This is a genomic window from Streptomyces fulvorobeus (assembly GCF_013167895.1).
In the GTDB taxonomy this organism is placed as follows: Bacteria; Actinomycetota; Actinomycetes; order Streptomycetales; family Streptomycetaceae; genus Streptomyces; species Streptomyces fulvorobeus.
Map to the genome: position 1 here is coordinate 90,329 of NZ_BLWC01000001.1, position 22,624 is coordinate 112,952.

The 22,624-nt window shown below is 68.7% G+C and carries 14 protein-coding genes and 2 pseudogenes; 8 read left to right on the forward strand and 8 right to left on the reverse strand.

Features of this window, described 5'->3' with window-relative positions; genetic code table 11:
• Positions 1-27: 27 nt before the first annotated feature.
• The 4 genes and pseudogenes from Sfulv_RS00415 to Sfulv_RS00430 all read right to left on the reverse strand — a co-directional run.
• Positions 28-741 (reverse strand): annotated as a pseudogene (locus Sfulv_RS00415) (IS701 family transposase); the annotation flags it as partial.
• An 83-nt stretch (positions 742-824) separates the two neighbouring features.
• Positions 825-2,546, reverse strand: a complete 1,722-nt coding sequence (locus Sfulv_RS00420; protein ID WP_173310203.1) for a ricin-type beta-trefoil lectin domain protein — start codon at positions 2,544-2,546, stop codon at positions 825-827.
• A gap of 62 nt (positions 2,547-2,608) precedes the next feature.
• The gene (locus Sfulv_RS00425) at positions 2,609-4,489 is read right to left on the reverse strand and encodes a family 43 glycosylhydrolase (RefSeq protein WP_305961356.1); all 1,881 of its coding nucleotides are present in this window, start codon (positions 4,487-4,489) and stop codon (positions 2,609-2,611) included.
• A complete protein-coding gene (locus Sfulv_RS00430) occupies positions 4,486-7,011 on the reverse strand; it encodes an RICIN domain-containing protein (protein WP_173310207.1) in 2,526 nt (841 codons plus the stop codon). The genes Sfulv_RS00425 and Sfulv_RS00430 overlap by 4 nt, the downstream gene beginning before the upstream one ends.
• A 1,749-nt stretch (positions 7,012-8,760) precedes the next feature.
• Between Sfulv_RS00430 and Sfulv_RS00435 the strand changes: the two are divergent.
• A pseudogene (locus Sfulv_RS00435) lies at positions 8,761-8,973 on the forward strand (serine protease); the annotation flags it as partial.
• Positions 8,974-9,238: 265 nt separating this feature from the next.
• Here Sfulv_RS00435 and Sfulv_RS00440 read toward each other — a convergent pair.
• Positions 9,239-10,957: a glycosyl hydrolase gene (locus Sfulv_RS00440; RefSeq protein ID WP_256668758.1), complete on the reverse strand. Its 1,719-nt coding sequence runs from the start codon at positions 10,955-10,957 to the stop codon at positions 9,239-9,241.
• A 314-nt stretch (positions 10,958-11,271) separates the two neighbouring features.
• Here Sfulv_RS00440 and Sfulv_RS00445 point away from each other — a divergent pair, with 314 nt between their 5' ends.
• From Sfulv_RS00445 to Sfulv_RS00465, 5 genes are all read left to right on the forward strand, one after another.
• A complete protein-coding gene (locus Sfulv_RS00445; RefSeq protein WP_173310211.1) occupies positions 11,272-11,430 on the forward strand; it encodes a hypothetical protein in 159 nt (52 codons plus the stop codon).
• 673 nt (positions 11,431-12,103) lie between these two features.
• Entirely contained in the window at positions 12,104-13,024 is a 921-nt protein-coding gene (locus tag Sfulv_RS00450; RefSeq protein ID WP_173310213.1) for an acyl-ACP desaturase, read from the forward strand.
• 78 nt (positions 13,025-13,102) lie between these two features.
• Complete coding sequence (locus Sfulv_RS00455; protein WP_246352944.1) at positions 13,103-13,360, forward strand: phosphopantetheine-binding protein; 258 nt, start codon at positions 13,103-13,105, stop codon at positions 13,358-13,360.
• Positions 13,350-14,573 carry a beta-ketoacyl-[acyl-carrier-protein] synthase family protein gene (locus Sfulv_RS00460; protein WP_173310217.1) on the forward strand — a complete coding sequence of 408 codons (1,224 nt, stop codon included), beginning with the start codon at positions 13,350-13,352 and terminating at the stop codon, positions 14,571-14,573. The genes Sfulv_RS00455 and Sfulv_RS00460 overlap by 11 nt, the downstream gene beginning before the upstream one ends.
• A 232-nt stretch (positions 14,574-14,805) precedes the next feature.
• Positions 14,806-15,756: an acyl-ACP desaturase gene (locus Sfulv_RS00465; protein WP_173310219.1), complete on the forward strand. Its 951-nt coding sequence runs from the start codon at positions 14,806-14,808 to the stop codon at positions 15,754-15,756.
• Positions 15,757-16,054: 298 nt separating this feature from the next.
• Here Sfulv_RS00465 and Sfulv_RS00470 read toward each other — a convergent pair whose 3' ends face one another.
• From Sfulv_RS00470 to Sfulv_RS29990, 3 genes are all read right to left on the reverse strand, one after another.
• The gene (locus tag Sfulv_RS00470; RefSeq protein WP_173310221.1) at positions 16,055-17,386 is read right to left on the reverse strand and encodes a WS/DGAT domain-containing protein; all 1,332 of its coding nucleotides are present in this window, start codon (positions 17,384-17,386) and stop codon (positions 16,055-16,057) included.
• Positions 17,387-17,562: 176 nt separating this feature from the next.
• Entirely contained in the window at positions 17,563-18,393 is an 831-nt protein-coding gene (locus tag Sfulv_RS29985; protein ID WP_256668759.1) for a pyridoxal phosphate-dependent decarboxylase family protein, read from the reverse strand.
• 14 nt (positions 18,394-18,407) lie between these two features.
• Complete coding sequence (locus Sfulv_RS29990; protein WP_256668760.1) at positions 18,408-18,938, reverse strand: pyridoxal-dependent decarboxylase; 531 nt, start codon at positions 18,936-18,938, stop codon at positions 18,408-18,410.
• A 134-nt stretch (positions 18,939-19,072) separates the two neighbouring features.
• Between Sfulv_RS29990 and Sfulv_RS00480 the strand changes: the two genes are divergently transcribed.
• Positions 19,073-19,999: a 3-methyl-L-tyrosine peroxygenase-related protein gene (locus Sfulv_RS00480; RefSeq protein ID WP_173310223.1), complete on the forward strand. Its 927-nt coding sequence runs from the start codon at positions 19,073-19,075 to the stop codon at positions 19,997-19,999.
• Between the two features lie 178 nt (positions 20,000-20,177).
• A complete protein-coding gene (locus Sfulv_RS00485; protein ID WP_173310225.1) occupies positions 20,178-22,286 on the forward strand; it encodes an MMPL family transporter in 2,109 nt (702 codons plus the stop codon).
• Positions 22,287-22,624: the final 338 nt, after the last annotated feature.

Below are 22,624 nucleotides of genomic sequence, written 5' to 3' on the forward strand. Positions count from 1 at the left end.
GGTGTCCACGATCAAGGTGGAAGCCCTCATAGCCCAGCGGGTCACGACCGTGTCGTGCCGGGTGGTGGCCATGACGTGGAAGACGCCAGCCCGCTCGAGCTCGGTCCGCCAGCCCTTGCTGAAACCGTAGGCGGCGTCCGCCGTCACCCACCGGAACGGGATCTTCTCCGTGATCGCCCGGCGGACCATCGTCTTGGCGATGGCCACCTTCGTCTCGAAGGCGACCGCGTCCTCGATGCCCGCGGCCCGGCAGCGTTGCCGGTCATCGGTCCATGATGTGGGCAGATACAGACGCCGGTCGATCAACGTGCGGCCGCGTTCGCCGGCATAGGCGAGGAAGACGCCCACCTGGCAGTTCTCTGTCCGCCCCGCCGTTCCCGAGTATTGGCGCTGGACCCCGGCCGAGCGGACCCCCTTCTTCAGGAAGCCCGTGTCGTCCACGATCAGCACCGCACCGGGGTCACCCAGATGCTCGACCACATAGTCACGCACGTCGTCCAGTACCTCATCGGCGTCCCAGTCACATCGGTTCAGCAGCCGGTGCATCCGGTCAGGGCTCCCATGCCCAGCCTCCTCCGCGAGCGTCCAGCCGTGCTTCCGCTCCAACGGCGCTATGAGCCCCCGCATATACGCCAGCGCCGACTCCCGCGGCTCCGACCGGGCAAACCGGTGCACGAACCGCTCATGCACCTCACCCAGACCCGCCGCCCACGCCCTCACATCACCAAGTACCCCACCCATAACCAGCCCAACGACCAACCTGGCCACCAGTAACGCCAAACGCCTTTGCAGTATCGGGAGTTCAGGCGCATCACAGTGGATGATCAGCTCGCCAGGTCGGTGCATGGAGCGGTGCTGACCAGCACCGCGGCCCTCGGGTCGAGCGCGCGGACGTCGAGGGTGACGGTGGAGCCCTGCACCGCCACACCGATCCGGTTCTGTCCGCTCAGGGGGACGCATTCGGCCGCGTGCGACGGGCGATCGAAGACCGTCAGGACGTTGAGCGGCACGCCGGCGGGCAGGCTGGTATTCGGTACCGTTCGGCGCTGCCCACTCGAGATGCCGGGGCTGTTGTTCCACAGCAGCGCCGCGAACTGGCCGCCGCCGTTGTCGGCTGCGGCGAAGTCGGGGTGGGCCGGGTCGAGGTAGGCCCGGGACGAGATTCGGCCCAGAGCGTGGTAGGCGGCCAGGGTCCGCAGATGGCCGGAGAAGCCGTAGTGGTCGCCTTCCAGCGTGTCCGCGGTGACCATGTGCTGCAGGTCGACGTAGAACAGCTGCCGGATACTACCGGACAGCTTGCCGCTGCGTTCGGCATGCCACAGGTCGGTCAGGACATGGCCAGGTGATCGCTCGACGGCGTCGGAAACACCGTCGTCGCCGTACTCGGTCACCCAGGTTCCCGCCTTGCCGGGGATGTCGCCGAGCGACTGCCAGCCGCCGTAGGTGTGGTACGACACCTGACGGATCTCTGGTCGAGCGACCGTGTTGTTCCAGATCTGCGAGCTACGGAAGGCGGTGGCCGGCCCCATCAGGATGCCGGTGTTGTTGCCGACGGCCGCATACAGCCGATTCATGTAGTGGTTCCAGGCACCGACGTTGTCCGGGTCGGCGACGAACCAATGCGTGTCCGGTTCGTTGATGGTCTCGATGTAACGCACATTCGGATAGGTGCGGCGCATCCGGTCGGCGAAGGCCAGGTACGGGCCATCGGCGATCTGAGTGATCGAGACGGTGGGCTGACGCCCGCCACCCGCCCACCAGTTGTCGTAGCCGTCGACGCAGCACGCCGCGATGATCATCGGAATGCCGGCCTGGTCGGCCTGCGCGATGAAGCCCTGAACCGCCGCCGGGGTGTTGCGCCAGTGCCCGGTCTCGTTGTCCCATCGAAGCCACGCGTCGGGCAGGATGCCGTGCAGCCGGCGCAGCGACGCCAGCGTGCGGTTGGAGTCGCTGTAGTACAGGTCGGGGATGGCGTAGATTCCCAGCTTCTGTGGATGGATCGTGGTGTTGCCGAACGGTCCGCCGCTCGAGCCGCCGGGGATCTGCCACTGTTGGGGCCACTGGTTGTTGCAGTCGTAGAGCTGCAGTTGCACCCCGTTGGTGGTGTTGCCGGCATTGAGGTCGAGGCAGCGTCCGGAGGCCGGGTTGCGCAGCGCCCCGTTCGGCTGCGGCTGCCAGATCTGGTTGGCCCCGCCGTGGCAGTCCCACAGCTGGACCTTCGAGAAGTTGGCGGTGCCGTAACCCTCGACGTCCATGCACTTGCCGAGGGTGCGGACGGTGTTGTCGGCGGCCACCACCGTCCAGATCTGGTCGCGGGCGTCGAGACAGTCCCAGAGCTGTACAGACGCGCCGTTGTGCCCGACGTCGTCACCGCTGACGTCGATGCATTTGCCGGCCGCTCCCGGTCCTCGGATCGGCCCTGCGGCGTCGGCGTCGGCGTGTGCCGGTGTCGGGCTGGATTGCAGGCCCACCGACATCAGCAGGGCCAGCGCTGCCACGCCGGCCGACCCGCGCAGCAGCGGAGTGATATGCGGCATGCTGAGCATGTGTGCTCCTTGTGTGATCGGTTTTCGGGGGCCGCCTCCGGCGGGCGCGCCCGGTATTGCGGCTACGGGTAGATCTCGGCGCGGTCGAAGCCGATGTAGGTGGCCTGTGACGCCGGCTGTTTGGTGCCGGTGTTGCGGATCCGCAGGGTGTGCGGGCCGGGGCTCAGCCGCGGGCTGACCCAGAGGACTCTTTCTCCGTCCCGGACCGGGCCGTAGTGGTCGACGGTAGTCTCCGGTCCGCCGTCGATTGACAGTGCGGCGATGCCGTTGCCGACGTCGCGTACACCGAGCAGGGCGATTTGAGCTCCGGTGAAGGTGATCGTCGCGGTGGCGCCGTTCTGGTTGGTGTAGTGGTCGTCGCCCTGGTAGCACTGAGTGCCACAGGTTGTTCCGGCACTCCAGCCGGCGGAGTACGACACCGTCGAGCTGCCGGCGGCCGGTAGCTGCCACTGCTGGGGCCACTGGTTGTTGCAGTCGTAGAGCTGCAGTTGCACCCCGTTGGTGGTGTTACCGGCATTGAGGTCGAGGCAACGTCCAGAGGCCGGGTTGCGCAAGGCCCCGTTCGGCTGCGGCTGCCAGATCTGGTTGGCCCCGCCGTGGCAGTCCCACAGATGGACCTTCGAGAAATTGGCGGTGCCGTAGCCCTCGATGTCCATGCACCGGCCCATCGATCGGAGTGTGCCGTCGCCCTGGACGGTCCATTGCTGATCCTGCGCGTTCTGGCAGTCCCAGAGCTGCACCTTCGCGCCGAGACTTCCGGTGTCCACACCGCTGACGTCGATGCACTTGCCGGTGTTGCCGGGGCCGCGGATCGGGCCGGTCACGGCGCCGCTGCCCTGGGTGTCGGTGTCGTTGACAACCTTCGGCGCCGGGCCGGGATCGCCGGACGGCAGCGCAAGGTCGGCGCCCTTGGCCACCGGCGTACCGAAATTGGGTGTGCCATCGCCGTTCCAGGTGAACCGCTGTGCGCGGGTGTCGCGCCCGGCGTAGGTGTTGTCGCCTGCGGCATCGGTGTTCTTCGCCTGGTAGACGATCCAGTCCTGGGTGCCGTCCGGCGAGGTGAAGAAGCCGTTGCTGCCGACGCTGTAGGCCCCGGCGGCCGGGTTGCTGGCGAAGACCGTGCCGTGGTTGCGCCAGTGGCCGCCGTTCATCGGGTCGGCACCGTCACCGATCGACAGCATCTTCATCTGATAAGTGGGCTTACCGGTGTCGCAGACCGAGTAGGTGAGGAAGGTACGCCCGTTGCGGTGCAGGGTGGCCGGTGCCTCGGCGACGGCGTCGCAGATGTCGACGGGCATCTCGTAACTGGTGCCGGTCAATGTCCACGGGTTGGCCATCGGGGCGAGCCGCAGCCGGTCGAAGCCGCAGCAGTAACCGGAGGCCCAGACGAAGTAGAGCGACCCGTTGTGCAGGAACGGCACCCCGTCGATGCCGAAGTAGCCGCTGCTCGGGTCGTTCAGCTGGGCCTTGTAATGGTACGGGCCGGCCGGGGTCGCTCCCTGCGAGACCAACCCGTCGGACTCGAGGACCTGCATGCGGTGCTTGAAGACGTCACCGTCGTCGCCGGTCCAGTACACGTACCAGCGGTCGTTGAGGCTGACGACGACCGGCGCCCAGATGTTGCGGTTGCGGTTGGTGTTGGTCTCAGTCCAGATGACGGCTGCGGGTGCGGCGAGCAATCCGCCGAGGCTGGCCGCGGTGCGCATTCGGAGGGTGTTGTCGCCGCCGGTCTCAACGGCATAGTAGCGGCCGTTGTGATGAGTGATATAGGGGTCCGGTGCCGGACTCAGCGGGTTGCGAAACGTGTTCGCCGGAGCTGCCGCGGCGCTGTCCGGCGCGTTGGAGACGGCGAACAGACTACCGGTGAGCAGCATGGCAATTACCAGGAGGCATCGCTGTAATCTGGTCATGGAAGACCTTTCTCGGTGGGTGGGGCGGTTCATGCGAGGCGCCACAGGTGGTCGGGGGTGCCGTTGTCGTCCCACTGCGTGGTCTGGGCGCCGTCCAGCAACGACATGCCGTCGACCGCGAGGATCTTGCCGCTGTGCCGGTTCTGCAGCACGAACCAGCCGTCGCCGCGGTCGAGCCGTCGCCACAGGTGGTCGGTTGTTCCGGTGTCGTTCCACTGGGTGATCCAGGCACCTTTGTCGCGCGACATCCCGGCGACGGCGAGGACCTTGCTGCTGTGCTGCACCTGCAGCCGGAACCAGCCGTCCCCGTTGTCGACGAAACGCCATTTCTGGTTCGCCCCGCCGGTCTCGTGCCACTGCCAGACCCGCGCCCCGCTGTCCTGGGAGATGTTCGAGACGTCCAGCACCTTGCCGGAGTGCCGGTTTCGCAGGGCAGTCCAACCGCCTCCGCTGTCGGTGAGCCCTTCCGGGAAGCCGGCATGGTCCTTGTAGGCGGCGATGTACTGCCGGGTCCATCGGTAGTAGCGGTCGCCGTTGCCGCCGGACTGACCGGGATCCTGCGGCTCCAGATCGCGGCTGGCCGACGAGTGGTAGTTGTCGACGAACCGGGTGTTGCCCGACCCGTCCAGGAAGCGCTGCGCGATCCACTCGTTCCACCAGGTCAGCACGGTGATGCGAGGACGGACCTGGAACGCCCTCCGCCACTGTTCCTGCAAGGTCAGCCCACCGCGACGCCAGATCGCGCTCCCGGCGTCCGTCATGTAACTGCGCTGCAGGGCGGCGCTGACGGTGATCTGCTCGGCGGCCCCGCCGTCGTAGGCGACCTGCTGAGGAGACGGTTGCAGGAACGACCACTCGCGTTGCGGCAGGCTGGCCTGCAGGCCCCACATCTTGCGCAGCGTGAAGCGGTCGGCGAGCTGCCCTGGGACCACCTCCGTCACCAGCAGCAGCGGCTTGCCCTGATAAAAGGCGAACAAATGATCGTTGGCATGGTTGGCGTACCAGCGGTCCCAGACGAAGCGGGCCACTGCGGAGGCGTCCCCGGAGTTGGCCCAGCTGCCCACCCAGAACACCACGTGCGGAGTCCGTCGCCCGGCGCCCCGGGCGACCCGCATCTGATCCAGCAGGACGTCGACCGGATGGGTGAACAGGTTGTCGTACCCGCCGTAACCGCTGCAGTTGGTGGCGTCCACGACAATGAAGTCAACGCGGGCGTCGGACAGTTGCTGGAAATGTCGGTCCAACACGGCCCGGTCGTCGCTGCGGTAGTAGCCGCCGGCCGGGCGGCCCCAGTGGTGCCACCAGTTCGCGGGGCCCCATCGGGGCGGCTGGCCGGTCCGGGCTGCCTCGGCCAGCAGGTCGGTGTTGTCGTAGATCGGTTGCCCTACCCCGACGGCCAGGTTCAGCCAGACCGAGTAACACATACCCACGGCGTCGGGCGTGCTGTCGAGGTGCAGGGAACGGGTCATGTCCGGCAGCGGCGCCGCGTGCGCGCTGCTCGTCGGAATGCCGGCCGCGGCAAGCGGCAGGCCGAGCGCGACCGTGCGGAGCAGCGTGCGCCGGGACGGGGACTGGTCGGACATGGGAACTCCAGGCTTCGGGGAAGGCGGAAACACCTGAGAGGGAAGCTGGTTGCAGATCTGCAGGCGGGGGCCGGGCCGGGTGTGGCCGGCCGGGGCGTCCGGGCATCGGCCGGAGTACGGATCGCGCAGGCTGCGGGACCCAGCGCCGCGTCGGGCTATCCCAGCAGCCCCACATCTGCACGGGTGTACCGGCTTGGTGTCCCGGCCGGTCGCCGCGGTCACCTTGATGTCGAGGCACTTGCCCAGCACGCAGGGTGCCGTTACTGCGTACGGTCCAGATCCGCACACCGCCACAGATGCGATCCCAGAGGAGGATCGGGTGCCGTTCGCCCGGTTGCCGCCGACCACGTCGACGCAGCGGTCGCCGACCGTACGGATCGAGACGGCGCGTGGCCGGTGCTTGAGGTCGCCGGCCACGCCGAGCGTATCCACCCGCGGGTGGGCATGGAACCGGCGCAGGAAGTCCAGGGAATTGGACCGGCCGTCGGTGAGGAAGCCACCGGGCGGCGATGCCGGGGCGGTAGTCGGCCGTAGCGCGCCGATCTCGCAGCAGCCCCAGTTGCTCTGTAGGGTCACCATGTCGCCGCCGGGCCGCAGCAGTATGCGTCCGACCGGGACACTGCCGAAGGTCTCGGCGCCGGGCAGCTCCAGACCGCCGACCAAGGTGCCGTTCAATAGCAGCCGAGTCTGTGTCGATCCGAACGGTGAGCGGTAGACGCCCGCGACGTCGAACAGCCCGCCGGTACCGCCCGCCACGGTGATCGCGATCTGGTCCGTGGGGTCGTCGAAGCCGGCCACACAGCCGCTGGCCGAGCAGTCCGGGACGACCGTCGCCGTGAACACCCCGCTCAGGGAACCGCCTTCGGCCCAGTAGGTGCCGGTGTCGGCGACGGCTGATGCGATCACCGTCAGAGGTACCAGGGCGGCCGCGGGTGTCGGGGCGAGCTGGTGGTGCCAGAAGAGAGGTTTCATGGGAGTGCTCCCATATGGCGGTCGGGAGAGCCGAGGCAGCGATTCCCGGGTTGGGGGTACGTTCGGCCGAACCGAGCTGATCGACCAAAGCGCCCAACACGAGTCACCAAAATCAATCAATACCGAACTGTAAATTCGTCGGCGGCGCGCGTCAATAGGTTCGGCAATCGATGCGAGACGACGGGACCACGCCAGGAACTGTGCGGTTTTCGGCCCTGTCTCACATTCGGTGGTGACGTAGAGTCATGAGGTCGTTGACACTCGCGTGAGAACGCCAACAAGCCGGGCCACGGCGAGCCCTTCACCCGTGCCGCCGCTGCGGCCGAGGAGGCCGGACTGCGCGGCACCTCCTGACCGGGCCCCGTGTCCGGCGACCTCGCGCGAGCGGCTCCCTCCGACGCGCCCGCCTGGAAGGGCGCCTCCGGTTCAGTTCCAAGGCCAGGCACGCAGTGACGCCCGACATTTCTTCAGAGTGATCGGCACCCCTTTCGGCGTTCGGGGGTTCAGGCCGTTCCCAGCAAGTCTCCATGGACCTTCCGCTCCTTCGCTCCCTGCAGCCAAATCCGCAACGGCGCGGCGCGCTGAAAGCCTTGGCGCACGGCCGCTGCCGGATCTCGCCCGTGCTCAAAGCCGACCGCAGGCAGGGCGAGGACCAGGCGGTGCATCGTGTCCGGTAGGACCGGTCAGGCCACGTCGGGGTCGCTCGCAAGCACGAAGACGTCGGAGATCCCGACCGCCTGGCCGCTACGGCTCACCGCAACTCCGACGATGCCCCTGCCCTCGAAAAGGCTGCTCGGCAAGCGGCAAGGCGGCCGGTCGTTGGGGAGCTCAAACCGAAGGGGACCGGTACTGCCGCCCTTTCCCCGCGGCCTTTCCTGACGGCCACCTGAGTGGGACGAGCGATCAAGGCAGCTCGAACCCCGGTCTCGCGGAACGCCTGTCGGCAGATGTGACCCGATCAGCGTTCCGCGAGACCGGCACGGTGACAGGTGCCCGCGGGCCACGACCGTATGAGAACCCAAGCGCCCGAAGGAACACCGTTCGCCTGAGAGGTCCCGAACCGGACACCCAACCAACACAACAAGTTCTGACAATTTCTCTCATAAAGCCTTTGTTCTCATGGCGAGTACCCGAAGTGTTTTCGCCGTAACCGCACACGAAGCAGCATCATCTCCGGGCCGTCCCCGGACTGGAGACGGGCGACGCCCACACCCTCCCCGTTGCACCGACTCACCTTCCCGGCACGGCATGAACCAGCCGCGCCCCAAATGTCTCGGGCGGCGGAATCGACTCCCCAGACAGCAGCCCGACCCTGAGCAGCACCATCTCCGTCACGCCTCATGTCGTGAGAAATCGTGAGCCATGGTCATAGGTGGCGCATTTCTCACCACTACGCGGCCTGCGCAGCGGCACCGGCACCGTGCGGTCCATACGTGCGGGTCGGGGAGACCGTTATCGCACCCTTCCCACTGCATCCGGCGCCGGACCCGGCAAGGGCGCCAACCTGCCAAAACCGCCCCGCGCCCACAGCTCTGCACCGGGCTGTCCGAAAGTCGAACTTGTTGGCAAGGACTGCTCCATCGAAGCTTCACCCAATCGATGTGGCACTCCCAGGGCGCCCCCACGGTCCTTGGGCCTGCCGCTGTCGTGCCGGCGGCCCGGGCACCGGACGGGCCCAGGACCCCTCATCGGAGGACACATGCAGGTCAAGACATTCCTGTCTTCGAACACCTCGCCCTGAAGACCCGTGCCAGCCCCACCGTCGGCCAGCGCATCGAACGTTCGGGCAGCACCACCGGCTCCGTCACCGGCCTGAACGCCACCGTCAACTACGGCGGAGGCCAACTGGTCTACAACACGATCCAGACCAACGCCTGCGCCGAACCCGGCGACAGCGGCGGCACCACGTTCTTCGAGCCGGTCACCCGGCCGCTGAGCCTGTACGGCCTCAACGTCTCCTAGAGCGTCCGCGATCATGAAGCCGTGAGAACCGGGGCGTCATCCACCCGGCGTTCCAAAGGACCATGGGGCCCGCCGAACAGCTGAGTGAAGAACCCGGATCCGGTCTTCACCGGCCCGTACCTGCCAATTCACGGGTATGGGCCGCCTCACGTCGTCGGGCGGACGACGGTGCTGAGCCGGCGGACGGCGATCTGTCGTGTTCACGGCCGCGCACCCGCCGGCGAAAGGGCGGCGCCCGGCACCCCCGGGCGCCGCCCGGCCGGGGCTACCGGGCCTGGCAACTCAACGCCGGTGACGAGGCCGCCGGTTCGGCTGCGGTCCATCGGAGGTAGAAGGATGTCGAATCACCCGGTTCCAGAGCGGCGTTCCAGCCGAGGTTCACGGCCGACCAGCCACCCGGGGTGAGATCCACCCGGGCGTTCCAGTGGTCGCCGAGCGCGGTGCCGGGCTTCCGGTTGGCGCCGGTTCGCCAGCCGGAGAGCGGCTCGTCCCCGTCGTTGGTGACCGTGACCTTGACCAGATGGCCCTCGCCCCAGGCGCCGACGACCTCCCAGTCGGCCCGGCAGCCGCCGTGGCGGGTGAAGTCACCCAACTCGTCGAGGGTGATGACGTCCCGGTGGCCGTAGACGTGCTTCAGGTGCTCCCGCGAGTTGCTGACGCCGTCCTTGACGAAGCCGCCGCTCCAAGTCGTGAAGTAGCTCCAGTGGGCCTGGTAGGCGCGGGTCAGGTCGGGGTCGGGGATGGGGCCGTTCTCGCTGAGGGCGACCGGTTTCTTGTCACCCACCAGCTCTACCAGTCGCTCGTACGCACCGCTCTGAGCGCTGTGGTCGCCTGCCGGCGGATAGGTGTCGGCGCTGACGATGTCGACGACGTCGTCACCCGGATACCACTCGGGGTCAAGCGAGTTCCACACCCACAGCAGGTTGTGCAGTCCGTGGTGACCGACCATGCGGTCGTACATCAGGCGGTACAGTTCCTTGGCCGGTCCCGGTCCCTTGGCCCCCCACCAAAACCAGCCGCCCTCCGCCTCGTGCAGGGGCCGCCAGAGCACGGGGATGCCAGCGTCCTGGAGGCGGGAGAGCTGGGCGGCGACGGCGTCGATGTCGCGGATCAGGAGCCGGTACTCCGCGGACGAGGGGTTGGCCAGGGCGGCGGCCAGGTCGAAGGTGGTCGCGTCGGTGTAGAAACCGCGCCACCACTCCTTCCCGGGCTCGTCGATCAGCCCGGCGGGGGCGTTCCAGTGCCAGACGAAGGCGGTGACGCCGCCGCGCGCGTGCCAGGCCAGCGCGTGCTCCACCTCCTTGGAGGAGGCTCCGCGCTCCACCCGACTCGGGGAGAAGTCCATCATGTCCAGTCCGGCGACGGCCGGGGTGCGGCCCACATGTTCCTCCACCCAGGCGAGCGAGTCCATGTCCTGCTGGCCGCTGAGGGTGTGTTCGCCGTAGTTGTCGGAGAGGTAGCGCAACAGGGACCGCGCTCCGGGCGTGGCCCGCGGGTCGACCGGCGTGCCGTGGACCTGGTGCGGTCCGCGCGGCGGCGTCGGGCTGATGCTGATGCCGTCGATCTGGTACCAGCCCCAGTTGCTGCGGAGGGTGACGGTGTTGTCGCCGGGCCGGAGGAGAAGCCGGCCGGCGTCTGCGGTGGTAAAGGCATGGGACTCCGGCAGTGGGACGTCGCCGGCCCCCTCGCCGTTGAGCAGGAGCGAGGTGACTTTGGAGCCGAAGGGCCCGCGGTAGTGCACGGTCAGGTCGTGAAGCCCACCGGGGCTGTCCGGAATGGTGAGCGTCACCTCGTCCTCGGCCGTGTCGAACCCCTCGACGTAGCCGGCGCCGGAGAAGCCGGGAGCGGTGGACGCCACGGTGACGCCCCGCAGTTCACCGTCCTCCGCCTCGATGACGGTGACGGCCGCGGAGGGCTCCGTCCGGGCGTGCGCGGTCATGGCGGGCAACGAGGCGGCGATCAAGAGGCCCGTCAGGACGGCCACCGACCGACGCGGCACGCGTCGGACCAGTCTTCGGGGCCGCGGTGCGGCCGGGCGGGGCGGTACGAGCGGTACAGGCATCGGCGCGGTACCTCCTGGGCGAGAAAACATGGAGTGGGAGCGCTCCCATTGACCCGGAGCTTCGCGAACCTGTCAATGACCTGGCATTCTCCGTCCAAAAACGGCGGTCGTACGCCCCGTTTCCGGTCTCGCGGAGCATTGGAGAACAGTACGCGGGCAGCCTGAACCCCGCGCCCCAACTCCTGAAGAGACCGGCGATCCGGTGGTGCTCGAGTGTTCTGTTCGAGGACCACGATGTGCTGATGCTGTTCGACGTTTCTCTGTATGGGATCGAGAACAGCGGCAATGAGATCAACCAGGCGGGGGGCTTGTCGAGCCTGGGCGCCGCCGAGTGGTTCGAGCCCTTCCGCCCGGATCAGGCTCGTGATCCCGGTCGCGGGTTTCGCCAGCCCTGAGCCCTGCAGGCGGTGGCGCTCGGCTACGTGAGCGTCCCGCCCCCGGGGGCTGACACGCGCCGGGGCAAAGGGCAGGTTCCTGCACTGAAACTCGGCCGAACTGTGGTGACGCCTGCCCGCCCTTCGCGACGCCCACCAGCGCCGACGGCCCGCTCCGTCGTACGCCGGCTCTCTCTCCGACACACCACCACGCGGCCCCGTACCTACCCATGATCAGCGAAAGTGACCAGCGCACAGAAAAGTTGACCACACCTGATCAGCGAGCCTGACACCTGACAAACCCACAGCTCACACCATGACCAAGACCGACAACCCAGCCACCAGCGATGGCCTCCCAACCACTCCCCCACGAACCCAGCCCCGACCTGCAACTGATCAGCCCAGCTCAGCCAACCCTGAACTGATCACAAAAACCGACCCTGAACAGCCACGCCCTGCACACACGACAACCGGCCTTCACCAGAAATCGACAGCATCCTTCACCACGGACACCCCAACAACGCGGTACCAAGCCCGCCACACCCACCACCAGTGAAAACCAGTGAGGCACACCCAATGCACATCACATGCCGCCCATCAATCAAACGGGTGAATGATCGTTTCCGGTTCCCGCCGTATGCGTTTGCAGTCTGCGGACAGGCATGTCCCTGCATATGGAGAAGGGCACAGGTGGATGACCGAGGCTCTGGCCGAGACGGAGCGCGTCCTGCGGGAGCTGGAGCCGGCGGTGGAGCGACTCCTCGAGCGGCATCTGGCCACCGCCCGTGAATGGTTCCCGCACCAGTACGTGCCGTGGAGCGCAGCGCGCGACTACGACGGCCCGCTGGACGGCACGGCCTGGTCACCGGAGCAGACAGCACTGCCCCAGGCCGTGCAGGACGTGCTGGTGGTCAATCTGCTGACCGAGGACAACCTGCCCAGCTACCACTTCGAGATCGCCACCCGATTCGGGCGGGACGGTGCCTGGGGCACCTGGGTACATCGGTGGACGGCCGAGGAGGACCGGCATGCCTCGGTCCTGCGCGCCTACGTCCACGCCCGCCGCGTCGTGGACCCCATCGCCCTCGAAAATCTGCGGATGCGGCACGTCGGCACCGGCTACCACTCCGGTGCGACAACGCCCCTGCATGCGCTGGCCTACGTCACCGTCCAGGAACTGGCGACTCGACAGGCCCACCGGAATGCCGGGACAGCTTGTGGGGACCAGGTCGGCGAGCAGCTGATGGCACGGATTGCGGCCGATGAGAACCTGCACATGCTCTTCTACCGGGACTTGTTCGCTGACGCGCTTGCCTTGTACCCCGGCGCGGCGCTCGCCGCTCTGGCCGATGTCCTCGAACACTTCGAGATGCCCGGCGCGATGATCCCTGGCTTCCGGAGACGTGCGGCGCGCATCGCGGCGTCCGGCATCTACAACCTGGATGTCCACCTCGAGCATGTGGTGGCCCCTCTTGTGCGGGCGCTGAAGGTCACCTCTCTGGCCGGCCTCGGAGCGGTCGGCGAGCAGGCGCAGGAACGCCTGGGTGCGCATGTGGAGCAGCTCGCGGAACGGGGGCCCGAGCTCGGGAACTGTTCGAGCGCATGGAGGCCGTGAGTCGTTCATCCGAATGAGGACCGGCGTGACTGCCGCGAGCCACGTACAGACAGAGAACTCTTGCAGGAGGAACCAGACATGACCCAAGCCTCATACAACACCCTTCCCGAGCAGCTTGTGGCCCTGGTCAATGAGCAGCTGGGCGGCGAGGCACAGGCCCGGCAACTCACGCCGGACCTCACCTTCGAGAGTCTCGGCATGGACTCCCTGGCCCTGATGGAACTGGTCGTGGCGGCGGAGGAGCGGTTTGGGATCGTGCCCTCCGAAGAGGCGATGGACCTGGCCCCGTCTGCCACCCTCGCCGCCGCCGCCCGTGCCTTCGCCCATGCCCGCTGACGTCGCCATCACCGGGCTCGGGCTCGTCACCCCGGCCGGGCACACGCTTGAGGAGAACTGGGCGGCCCTGTGCCGGGGCCGATCGCTGGCCGCCCAGGACCCCGAGCTCGTCGGCCTGCCCGTCGACTTCTCCTGCCAGGTGACCGGCCTCGACGCTGCGGCGGGACTCGGCCCGCCGCTGGCCCGGCGGGTGGGACGGTTCATCCAGTTCGCGCTTCTCGCCGCCCGCCGGGCAGTCATCGACGCCGGTCTGCCCACGGATGTCGGACTCGGCGAACGGGTCGGGGTCGTGCTCGGCGTCGGATCGAACTGCCTGAGCACATACGTCACCGAGTTCGGCCATCTCGGCGCGGGCCGGCCGGTGCGTGTCTCGCCGCTCGCGCTGCCGCGCAGCGTGCCGAGCATGGCTGCCGGTGAGGTCGCCATGGACCTCGGCGCCCAAGGTCCCAATTTCACCACCGCGAGCGCCTGCGCCTCGGGCGCGACCGCGATCGGGGTGGCACGCGATCTGCTGCGGTCGGGAACCTGCGACATCGTGCTCGCGGGCGGCAGTGAATCGGGCCGGTCCCGGATGACGGCCACCTGCTTCACCCGGATGCGCGCGCTGTCGCCGCGCCGCGACGAACCCGAGTCGGCCAGCAGGCCGTTCGACGCGGCTCGGGACGGATTCGTCCTCGGTGAGGGCGCCGCCGTCCTCGTCATGGAACGGGCCGCCGACGCACGCGCTCGTCAGGTCGAGGTGCTGGCCCTGCTGCGCGGTTACGGTGCGGGTTCCGATGCCTACCATCCCGTCGCCCCGCACCCACAGGGCGACGGCGCCGTCCGCGCAATCGTGTCCGCCCTCCAGGACGCGGGGTGCAGCCCTCGCGACATCGGACACGTACAGGCGCACGGCACCTCCACCCCGCTTGGCGACAAGGCAGAAGCCGCAGCGCTGGCGCGCGTCTTCGGCGACACCACGCCTCCAGTCACGGCGTCCAAGGGGGTGATCGGACACTCCCTGGGGGCGGCGGGCGCGATCCAGGCGGCGTACACGGTACTCGCGCTACGCCACGGCACGGTCCCGCCCACCGCGAACTTCCAGCAGCAGGACAGCAAGCACATGCTGGACATCGTGGCCGGACCGCCTCGTCCGGTCACCACCAACACAGCCGTCAGCTGCGCCTTCGGTTTCGGCGGCCAGAACGCGGTCCTGCTGCTCACCAGCACATAGCCAACCGCAGCACGCCACATCGTACGGCCATCGAGCTGAACCTGACCCGGTGGTGACGGTCCTGCCACGGGCCCCCGAGGGCCGCGCCGGACGTCGACGACAACGAACGGGTGCAGGTCCAGGAGCCACCCCCGCAGGTGTAGCCGTCAGGGGAGGACCGGACATCACGTGACACCCCTGTCGGAGGGCCGGACCAGCGGCGCTCCGCAGGTCGAGATCCCTTGGAGTAACCATGGACCCCTACCAGGCACCTCGCCGTGACGTCAGCCTGCTGCGCGAGCTCGAGCCGGTGGTGGCGAAGGCGGTGGACGCCCATTTGGAGAGCGCGGATGACTGGTATCCCCATGAGTACACCCCCTGGAGTCGCGGCGCCGACTTCGACGGCGTGCTGGGCGGGACACCCTGGGAGCCGGAACAGGGCACTCTCGGCAAGGCAGCCCGGGACGGCCTGGTGCATAACCTCCTCAGCGAGGACAACCTGCCGAGTTACCACCGTGTGATCGCCGAGCTCTTCACCCGGGACGGAGCCTGGGGAACCTGGGTCAATCGCTGGACAGTCGAAGAAGGCCGCCACAGTATCGCCATTCGCGACTACCTCATGGTCACCCGCGCGGTTGATCCTGTCGCCCTGGAGAACGACCGAACCGCCCACGTCCAAAACGGCTGGGGCATGGACTACGGCGACGATGTCGTCGCTTCCCTGGTCTATGTGACCCTCCAGGAACTCGGCACCCGCGTCTCCTACCGCAACATCAAGCTTCAGTGCGGCGACTCGGCCTGCGAGGCAATGCTCAACCGCATTGCCATGGACGAGAACCGGCACATGCTCTTCTACCGCACGGTCCTGGCGGCAGCGATGGATCTGCATCCTGACCGAACCGTACGGGCTGTGGCAGATGTCGCCGCTTCCATCCGTGCGCCCGGCCACGGTGCCCCCGGCTATGCACGGCTGGCTCAGTCGATGGCGCGCTCCGGTATCTACAGCCCCGTCACCCACTACGAAGAGGTCTTGCAGCCCATCGTGCGCTTCCTGGGCATCTTCGACGCCAGTGGCCTGCGCCCGGACGGCGAACAGGCTCGAGAGGAACTCGCGGCCGTGCTTGAGCACTCCGCCGGCCAGGCCGCGCGGTTCACCCGCATCTTCGAATCCTCAGCCCCGTCCAACCCAGCCTCGGTGCACTGAGCAGGGCTGCAGATCCGCGCCGCTTTCCACGGAGACGTCAGTGGCCGCCCCCTCGAGTCCCCGTAGGGGCAGCCTGGGGGCGCAGGCAATCTGGACCGCAGCCTGTGGTGGTCCAGATTGCCGTGAACCCATGGCCCGGCGAACAGGCCCAGGGGGAGTTCGTGCCAGGGCGCGCAGGGAATCCTGCGTCACCGCCGGACGACCTGCGATCTGCCGGCCCAGCGCGGGCAGCCCGGGTCTGCTCCGACTCGGCAGCAGGCCGTCTGCCCGGCGCGTCCAGGAATCTGTACTGCTTCAGCTACGCGTCTTGTTCGGCGGAACCTGTCACGACACGTTCCGCATTGTCCGGTGCCGGATCCCTGATTGTGCTGGGCATGGAAGCTGTGGCAGGGCAGGGCTGTGTGAAAGCACCTTCAAGCGCGTCGAGCTCGGCGAGCCAGCGGGCGGGGAGTTCGTCGATCTCGGGCAGGCTGGGGTCGCCGACGACGGCCAGGTGCGCGGTTCCGGCGTATTCGCCCAGGCAGACCGACAGGTGGTGTCCTGCGGGCAGGAACATCAGCGGCAGCAAGGCGTTGATGCTGTGGCCGTGGAGTTCGAGGGGACGTGCGGGACCGGGGACGTGGGTGGCCACCATGGTGGTGCGTCGCGGGTGCAGGATTCGTGCCAGGGCTCTGCCATGCCAGCGCGTGGGCAGGATGTCGAACAGAACATCCGCGTCGGGATCGCGGTGGCTGAACCGGATGTTTCTGGTGGCCAGGCGTGTGGCGGCCAGGCGTTCGGCAGCGGTGGGCAGGTGGCAGGGCAGGATGACGGGGACACCGCGGTGGAAGTTGCCCAGCGCGGTGTTCGTACTGCTGCGCCGGGTGTTGAGGGGGACCGTCACCTGTACGGTGCCTGTGGTCCGGTCGGGCAGCCAGGGCCGCAGGGCGCCGGCGAGGGCGGCCAGGTAGACGTCGTTGAGACTGACACCACCTTCCCGGGCGATGGCCTTCATACGAGGCAGGGGGGTGTGGACCCACATGCGCCTGGGTGGGCCGGTCGGGGCTTGCACACGGTCGGGGCCGAGGCTGATCGCGTTCGCGGGCAGCGCGATACCGACGACCGCGCGTAGCAGGGCGCGCACGCGTGCGCTCGTCCAGGAGGGTGGGTGCACGGGGGGTGTACGGCGGCGCGGGAGGCCGGGTTCCCGCACCGCGGCGAGCGTGATCGCGATCAGGGACATGCCGTCGAGGAGGCCGTGGTGGGCGCGAAGGAGCAGGGCGAACTCGTTGTCACGGTGGCCGTGGAGCAAGGTCATGCCCCAGGTGACGTCCCTAAGCGGCTGGGCGCACACGCGCTCGATCGCCGCGTGCAGCGCGAGGTCACCGCCCAACGCCGTCAGCGCGACCTCCTCAAGGTGATCGGCTGGCGCTGCAGGGCCTACCGCGCTCGCGCCCCGTGGGCGAGCGCGGTCGCGCAGCGGCGGGTGGGCCGCCCGCATCAAGTTGATCAACGCGTGCAGTTCGACGGTCGAAGGGGCGGGGCCGGCGACCACGGCCACCCCGCCGATCTCGACGTTCGTGTGCGGGTGCGCGGCCGCGTAGTCGAACCAGCGTTCGCCCGCCGCGGTCGCATCGTCATGGTCGTGCACAGGGTTCTCCGCTGAATGTCGTTCGCGTGGCGAAGGCTGAGGCGATGGGCTTGTGTTCATGAGGCACGCCACGCCGTGGGACACGACATCGACGCAGCGCCCGGTGCGGCCGGATCTCACTTGCTCCCGTTCACGGTCCGCGGCTCCCCCTGAGCGATGTCCGGGCACGTACCTGGTTACCGGGCGCCGACCGGGGTCGTCGGCGAGGATTCGGATGACGCGGGCCGGTTGTCGGGGATCGTGGCTGCGATCTCGCGCACCAGAGCCCAGGCGTTGCGTACAGAGGTCTGGGACGCCAGGCGCGAGCCCAGGGCCGCGCGCAGGATGTAGCGGCCGTCAACGGTGGTGGGGGTTACCAGGATCTGGTGGGTGGCGTCGAGATCGTTGCGCAGGCACTCGGTTCGGGCGTTGTCACCGGTGAGGCGGAAACACACCAGTCCGAGTGAGTGCGAGACCAGTTCGAAGCCGGGGCTGTCCCGCACCAGGTCTGCGAGCAGCGCGGCGTGGGAGAGCTGTTCGCGGATGTGTGCGCGCAGGCCCTCGACGCCGTGGGTGCGTAGGACGAACCACAGTTTCAGGGCACGGAATGGGTGCATGAGCGGCACCTGCCAGTCGCGGAAGTCGGTGACATCGCCCGATTCGCTGGCCTGGTTGCGCAGGAAAGGCGGGCAGATGTCCATGGCGGCGGTGAGGCTGTGGCGGTCAGCTACCCACATGGCGTCGCAGGGCGGTCCTGTAAGCAGCCACTTGTGGCAGTTCACGGCGTAGGAGTCGGCGTGCTCGACACCCTCGTTGATCCAGCGGTTCTCGGGGCAGACGGCGGCCGAGCCGGCGTAGGCGGCGTCCACGTGCAGCCAGGCACCGAACTCCCGGCATACGACGGCGATGTCGGCGACCGGGTCGATGGCGCAGGTGCCCGTGGTGCCGACCGAGGCGACCACGATCGCGGGAACGACGCCTGCCGCGCGATCGGCTGCCAGTTGCTCACGCAGGGCGCGGGGGTCCATCTCGCAGGTGCCTGTCAGGGTGGGGATCTGGGTGGGTTCCCCAGGCCGGCGATGCGTGATGCTTTGGGGACGCAGGAGTTCGCCTGGTCGGTGCAGTACAGGCGGTAGCGCCCCTCGGTGCCGTGCTCGCGCCAGCGCCCACCCGAGGCCCGGTACAGGGCGGCGGCTACGGCCACCAGGACCGCTGAGGACGCGGAGTCCTGCAGGACCCCGCCGCCGTCCCCGGTGCTGAGGAAGCGCTCCGGCAGGCCCAGCGCGACCGCGAGGTGGTCCAGGACCGTCTCCTCGAGTTCGGTGGCGGCCGGGCCCGTCGACCACATCATGTGCTGGACCGCCAGGCCGGAGGCAAGAAGCTCGCCGACCACCGACGCGGGGCTGGTCTGGGTGGGGTAGTAGCCAAGGAACGAAGGGTGCTGCCAGTGGACGAGCCCGGGGATCACCACCCGCCGTACATCGGCCAGGACATCCCGGATCGGCTCGCCGTGCACCGGTGCACAGTCCGGCAGCATCGCACGTACGTCCCCGGGGTGAAGGTCTGGTGTCACCGGCAGGCGTTCCTCGCGCAGGTCCTCCCAATAGTCCTCGAGGATCGCGGCGACTTCGCCGATTGCGCTGCGAAACGAATCATCACCAGGAGTCACTGACATGCCGGGTAACGTACCGCATAAAAACTAGTGAAATGACCCAGATGACAGACGAATCCGTGCTGTGGCTCGCCCCGCCTCAGCACCTGCCCCACGACTTGGCGACCCTGCGGGAGGCCGCGGACCGACTTGACCGTCACCACCCAGCCCCGGACCACCGCCGGCTCCCCGAACGCGACCCCCGCGAGGCCGCCTTCGACGAATTCTTCGCGGTCGCACGGTGCGCCTGCACCCCCGCGCTCTTGTTGATCGACGCCCTCGACGACACCCTGGCCACAGTGCGGGCCTTCTCCCGGAACCCGGACGGATCTCTGACGGAGCCCGACCTCGATCTCGCCGCGCACGCGGCCGGCCTGATCCCGCGAACCGGCCTCTCCGAGTCCCGGACGCAGGCCACGGTGCGCCAGCGCTGGATCCAGGGGCACCGGCTGTTCTTCGCCCTCACCCAGGCGACCGTCATCGCCCTGCGGCACGCCCTTCGCGCCCCCTCGCCCGCAGGTTCCGCCCTCGGCCTGGAAAGCGCCGCTCACTTCCTGCGCGCCAGCGCGTCCGCCCTGCGCATCACCGCGTCTTTCGACGCGCAGGCATACCACGACACGGTCAGGCCCTCGATGGCCCCACCGCAGGCTCCCCGTGGATTCTCCGGCCTGTGGTCGGCCGATCATCGTGTCCTGGTGCAGAGTCTGCGCGAGTGGGGCCTGGCCGCACCGGCCAGGTCTTCTATCCTGCGCCCCGCCCACCGGCGCCTGGTGGAAGTCCTGACAGATGTTCACCACGCCCACGTGGGCGTCTGCTCGCGCTTCGTCGGCTCCGGGCCCTCCCTGCTCCGCGGCGCGGAACCGGGGGTGCAGGTCCTGGACCGCCTGTGCCAGCGGCGCCGCACCGCTCTGGACGCCGCGCCCGACGGCAGGCCGGCCCAACTGCGTGACGCCCGGAATGAAGACCTCACCCTTCACCACTGAACCCGCACTTGACGCGCCTGGAGCGGGCGGGGGAAGCCGGCTCGGCTCGGCGGCTGGGTGGACTTCCGGCCAGCAGCAACATCACTTTGGGTACGCCTTGATCGTTAGTGCAGGTATGCCAGTACACAGCGGGGATGTGACAGGGAGGGGGGCGTGGTCAACGTCCCGGGCCTGGGGGGTGGTGGTGTGCGCGGCGGTTGCGCTGGGCGTGGCGCTTTTGAGTCTCCCAGCGGTGTCCGGCGCTTTCGGCGCAGGCGGGACCATCGCCACAGGCACCGAGTCAGCCAGGGCTCAGACCCAGGCTGAGCGGCTGGGCGTCGGCACTGCGGATCTGGTGCTCGCCCTGACGATGCGCGACGGGAGCGCACGGCCGGCGGTTGCAGCGGGTACCGGGACCGTTGCCCGTGTGCTGGCGGACGAACCGGCTGTGCGTACGGTGCAGTCGGCCGCCACGGGAGATCCCTGGCTGATTTCGCGGGACGGACGCACCGGACTGGTGACGGTCTCGCTGTCGGGCAGCGACGCGGACCGCAAGGAAGCGGCGTTACGTCTCGTGCCCAAGGCGCGTGCGGCTGTGCCGGGGATGCGGGTGGACGCGAGCGGCGTCTCATGGGCGACGGCCGAGATCGACCAGCAAGGCGGGGCCGATCTGCTGAAGGCGGAACTCTGGGCTGCGCCGCTCATCGTGCTTCTCCTGTTGCTGACCTACGGTTCGTGGGCTGCGGCCGCGCTGCCCCTCGTCGTCGCCATGCTGGCCGTCGTCTGCTCTGTTCCCTTGCTGGGTCTGCTGGCCCACGTGAGTGATGTGTCCGCGTTCGCGGTCAACGCGGCCGCAGCCATCGGCTTCGGTCTGTCCATCGACTTCACCTTGTTCGTCCTCGCCCGCTACCGCGAGGAACACGTGAAAGGAATGCCGCGCGCCCGAGCACTGGACGTAGCGCTCAATACATCGGGTCGCTGCGTGTTCTGTTCGGCTGTGGTGATCTCATCATGCCTGGTGGCGATGGCCGCCATCCCCGTCCCGCTGCTGCGCGCGCTCGCCCTCGCGGGTGTGACGGTGACGTTGCTCGCGGCGCTGGCCGCGTTGACGGTGCTGCCGGCCGCGCTGACGCTACTGGGTGATCGCGTCGATGGCGCCGACCCGCTGCGCAGGCTGCGCCGGGCGCCGATCGGAGGAGCCAGCCGGTTCTGGCAGAAGGCCGCCCGGCGTGTCACTGCCCGGCCTGTGGCGGCGGGCCTGGGGGCGCTCGCGGTGCTGGTGGTGATGGCTTGGCCCGCAACAGGTCTGCGGCTGAGCGCGATCGACGAGCGGACGCTGCCGCCGACGGCCTCAGCCGCCGCCGCTGCCGCGGACCTCCGCGGGCGCTTCGACGTACCCCCGGAACGAGTCCAGGTGGTGGTCCTCGAACAGCCGGGAGCGGGCCTTGGCAACTACACGGCCGCCGTGGCCCGGCTGCCGCATGCGGGTGCGGTGCGCGTGGTGCCCAGTCCTGCGGCGGGTCGGCCTGGACATGTGGCGCAGGAGCGGCGCCCGGCAGCGGTGCTGGTGGCGGCAACGGTGGGACCCGACACGCCCCAGGCCGCGCGCCTGGTCGATGGGCTGCGCAAGACTCCCGCGCCGGGCCTGGTCCTGGTAGGCGGTCGGGCCGCGCAGATCACCGACACCACAGACGCGGTGCGCGGCGCACTGCCCTGGGTGGCAGTGGCGATGTGTGTGGTTCTGCTGGCCGCACTCACCGCGTTCACCCGCAGTGCGATGGCCCCCTTGAAAGCGCTCGCGGTGGCCCTCATCAGCCTGGCTGCCGTTCTCGGCTTGATCGTGTGGGCCTTCCAGTACGGACACGGGGCGGACGTGCTGGGCGGGTTCACGGTCACCGGTTCCCTCGACGCAAGTCTGCTGCTGTTCACCCTGGCCGTCGCGTTCGGCCTGTCCATCGACTACGAGGTCTTCCTCTTGGGCAGAATCAGGGAGGAGTTCGACCGCGGCCTGGACAACCAGTCGGCCATCGTCAAGGGCATCTCCCGCACCGGCCGGCTGATGACCTCCGCCGCAGCGGCCCTCGCCATCTCCACCGCTGCCATCACGACCTCCCACGTCACTATCCTCAAACTCATGGGCGCGGGCATCGCCTCCGCAGCCGTCCTCGACGCGATCCTGGTCCGCGGAATCCTCGTCCCCGCCGTCATGGCACTTCTCGGCCCCGCCAACTGGTGGAAACCCGCGCCCATCGGCCGGCGACGTCGTCGCGGCCCGCGCACCGCGACCACTGAACCCGCGGCGAGCTGACCGCCCGGCTGCCCGGCCACCACCCACACCCACCGCCTGTGTCACGGTGAACGGTGACGGCAACCGGCTGATGCGCGAGGCGGCTCCTGAACAACGCGGTGGGCCCCGCTAGCCGTGGTCGCCGGCTTGGCGGGCCGGGAGAGCCGACCTCGGCGGTACGCCCCCCCGCTCCGGGCTGTCCTGATAGAAGTACGAGGCGAAGACGCTGCTGCTCACGTGCAGGTGCGGCTTGGGGCAACGGCCGCCATCGCGGGCGACGGGCAGTCAGCCGCTGGCGGGCTGCACGACTTCCCCGAACCTCGACATCCTGCATCTGCTGTGGCCGGTCAACAACGGGA

Excerpts from the sequence above, each read along its gene's own strand:
- Sfulv_RS00460 (WP_173310217.1), top strand. The coding sequence starts at position 13,350 with ATGCCCGCTGACGTCGCCATCACCGGGCTCGGGCTCGTCACCCCGGCC.
- Sfulv_RS00450 (WP_173310213.1), top strand. The coding sequence starts at position 12,104 with ATGACCGAGGCTCTGGCCGAGACGGAGCGCGTCCTGCGGGAGCTGGAG.
- Sfulv_RS00480 (WP_173310223.1), top strand. The coding sequence starts at position 19,073 with ATGACCCAGATGACAGACGAATCCGTGCTGTGGCTCGCCCCGCCTCAG.
- Sfulv_RS00455 (WP_246352944.1), top strand. The coding sequence starts at position 13,103 with ATGACCCAAGCCTCATACAACACCCTTCCCGAGCAGCTTGTGGCCCTG.
- Sfulv_RS00420 (WP_173310203.1), bottom strand. The coding sequence starts at position 2,546 with ATGCTCAGCATGCCGCATATCACTCCGCTGCTGCGCGGGTCGGCCGGC.
- Sfulv_RS00465 (WP_173310219.1), top strand. The coding sequence starts at position 14,806 with ATGGACCCCTACCAGGCACCTCGCCGTGACGTCAGCCTGCTGCGCGAG.
- Sfulv_RS29985 (WP_256668759.1), bottom strand. The coding sequence starts at position 18,393 with ATGGACCCCCGCGCCCTGCGTGAGCAACTGGCAGCCGATCGCGCGGCA.
- Sfulv_RS00430 (WP_173310207.1), bottom strand. The coding sequence starts at position 7,011 with ATGAAACCTCTCTTCTGGCACCACCAGCTCGCCCCGACACCCGCGGCC.
- Sfulv_RS00425 (WP_305961356.1), bottom strand. The coding sequence starts at position 4,489 with ATGAACCGCCCCACCCACCGAGAAAGGTCTTCCATGACCAGATTACAG.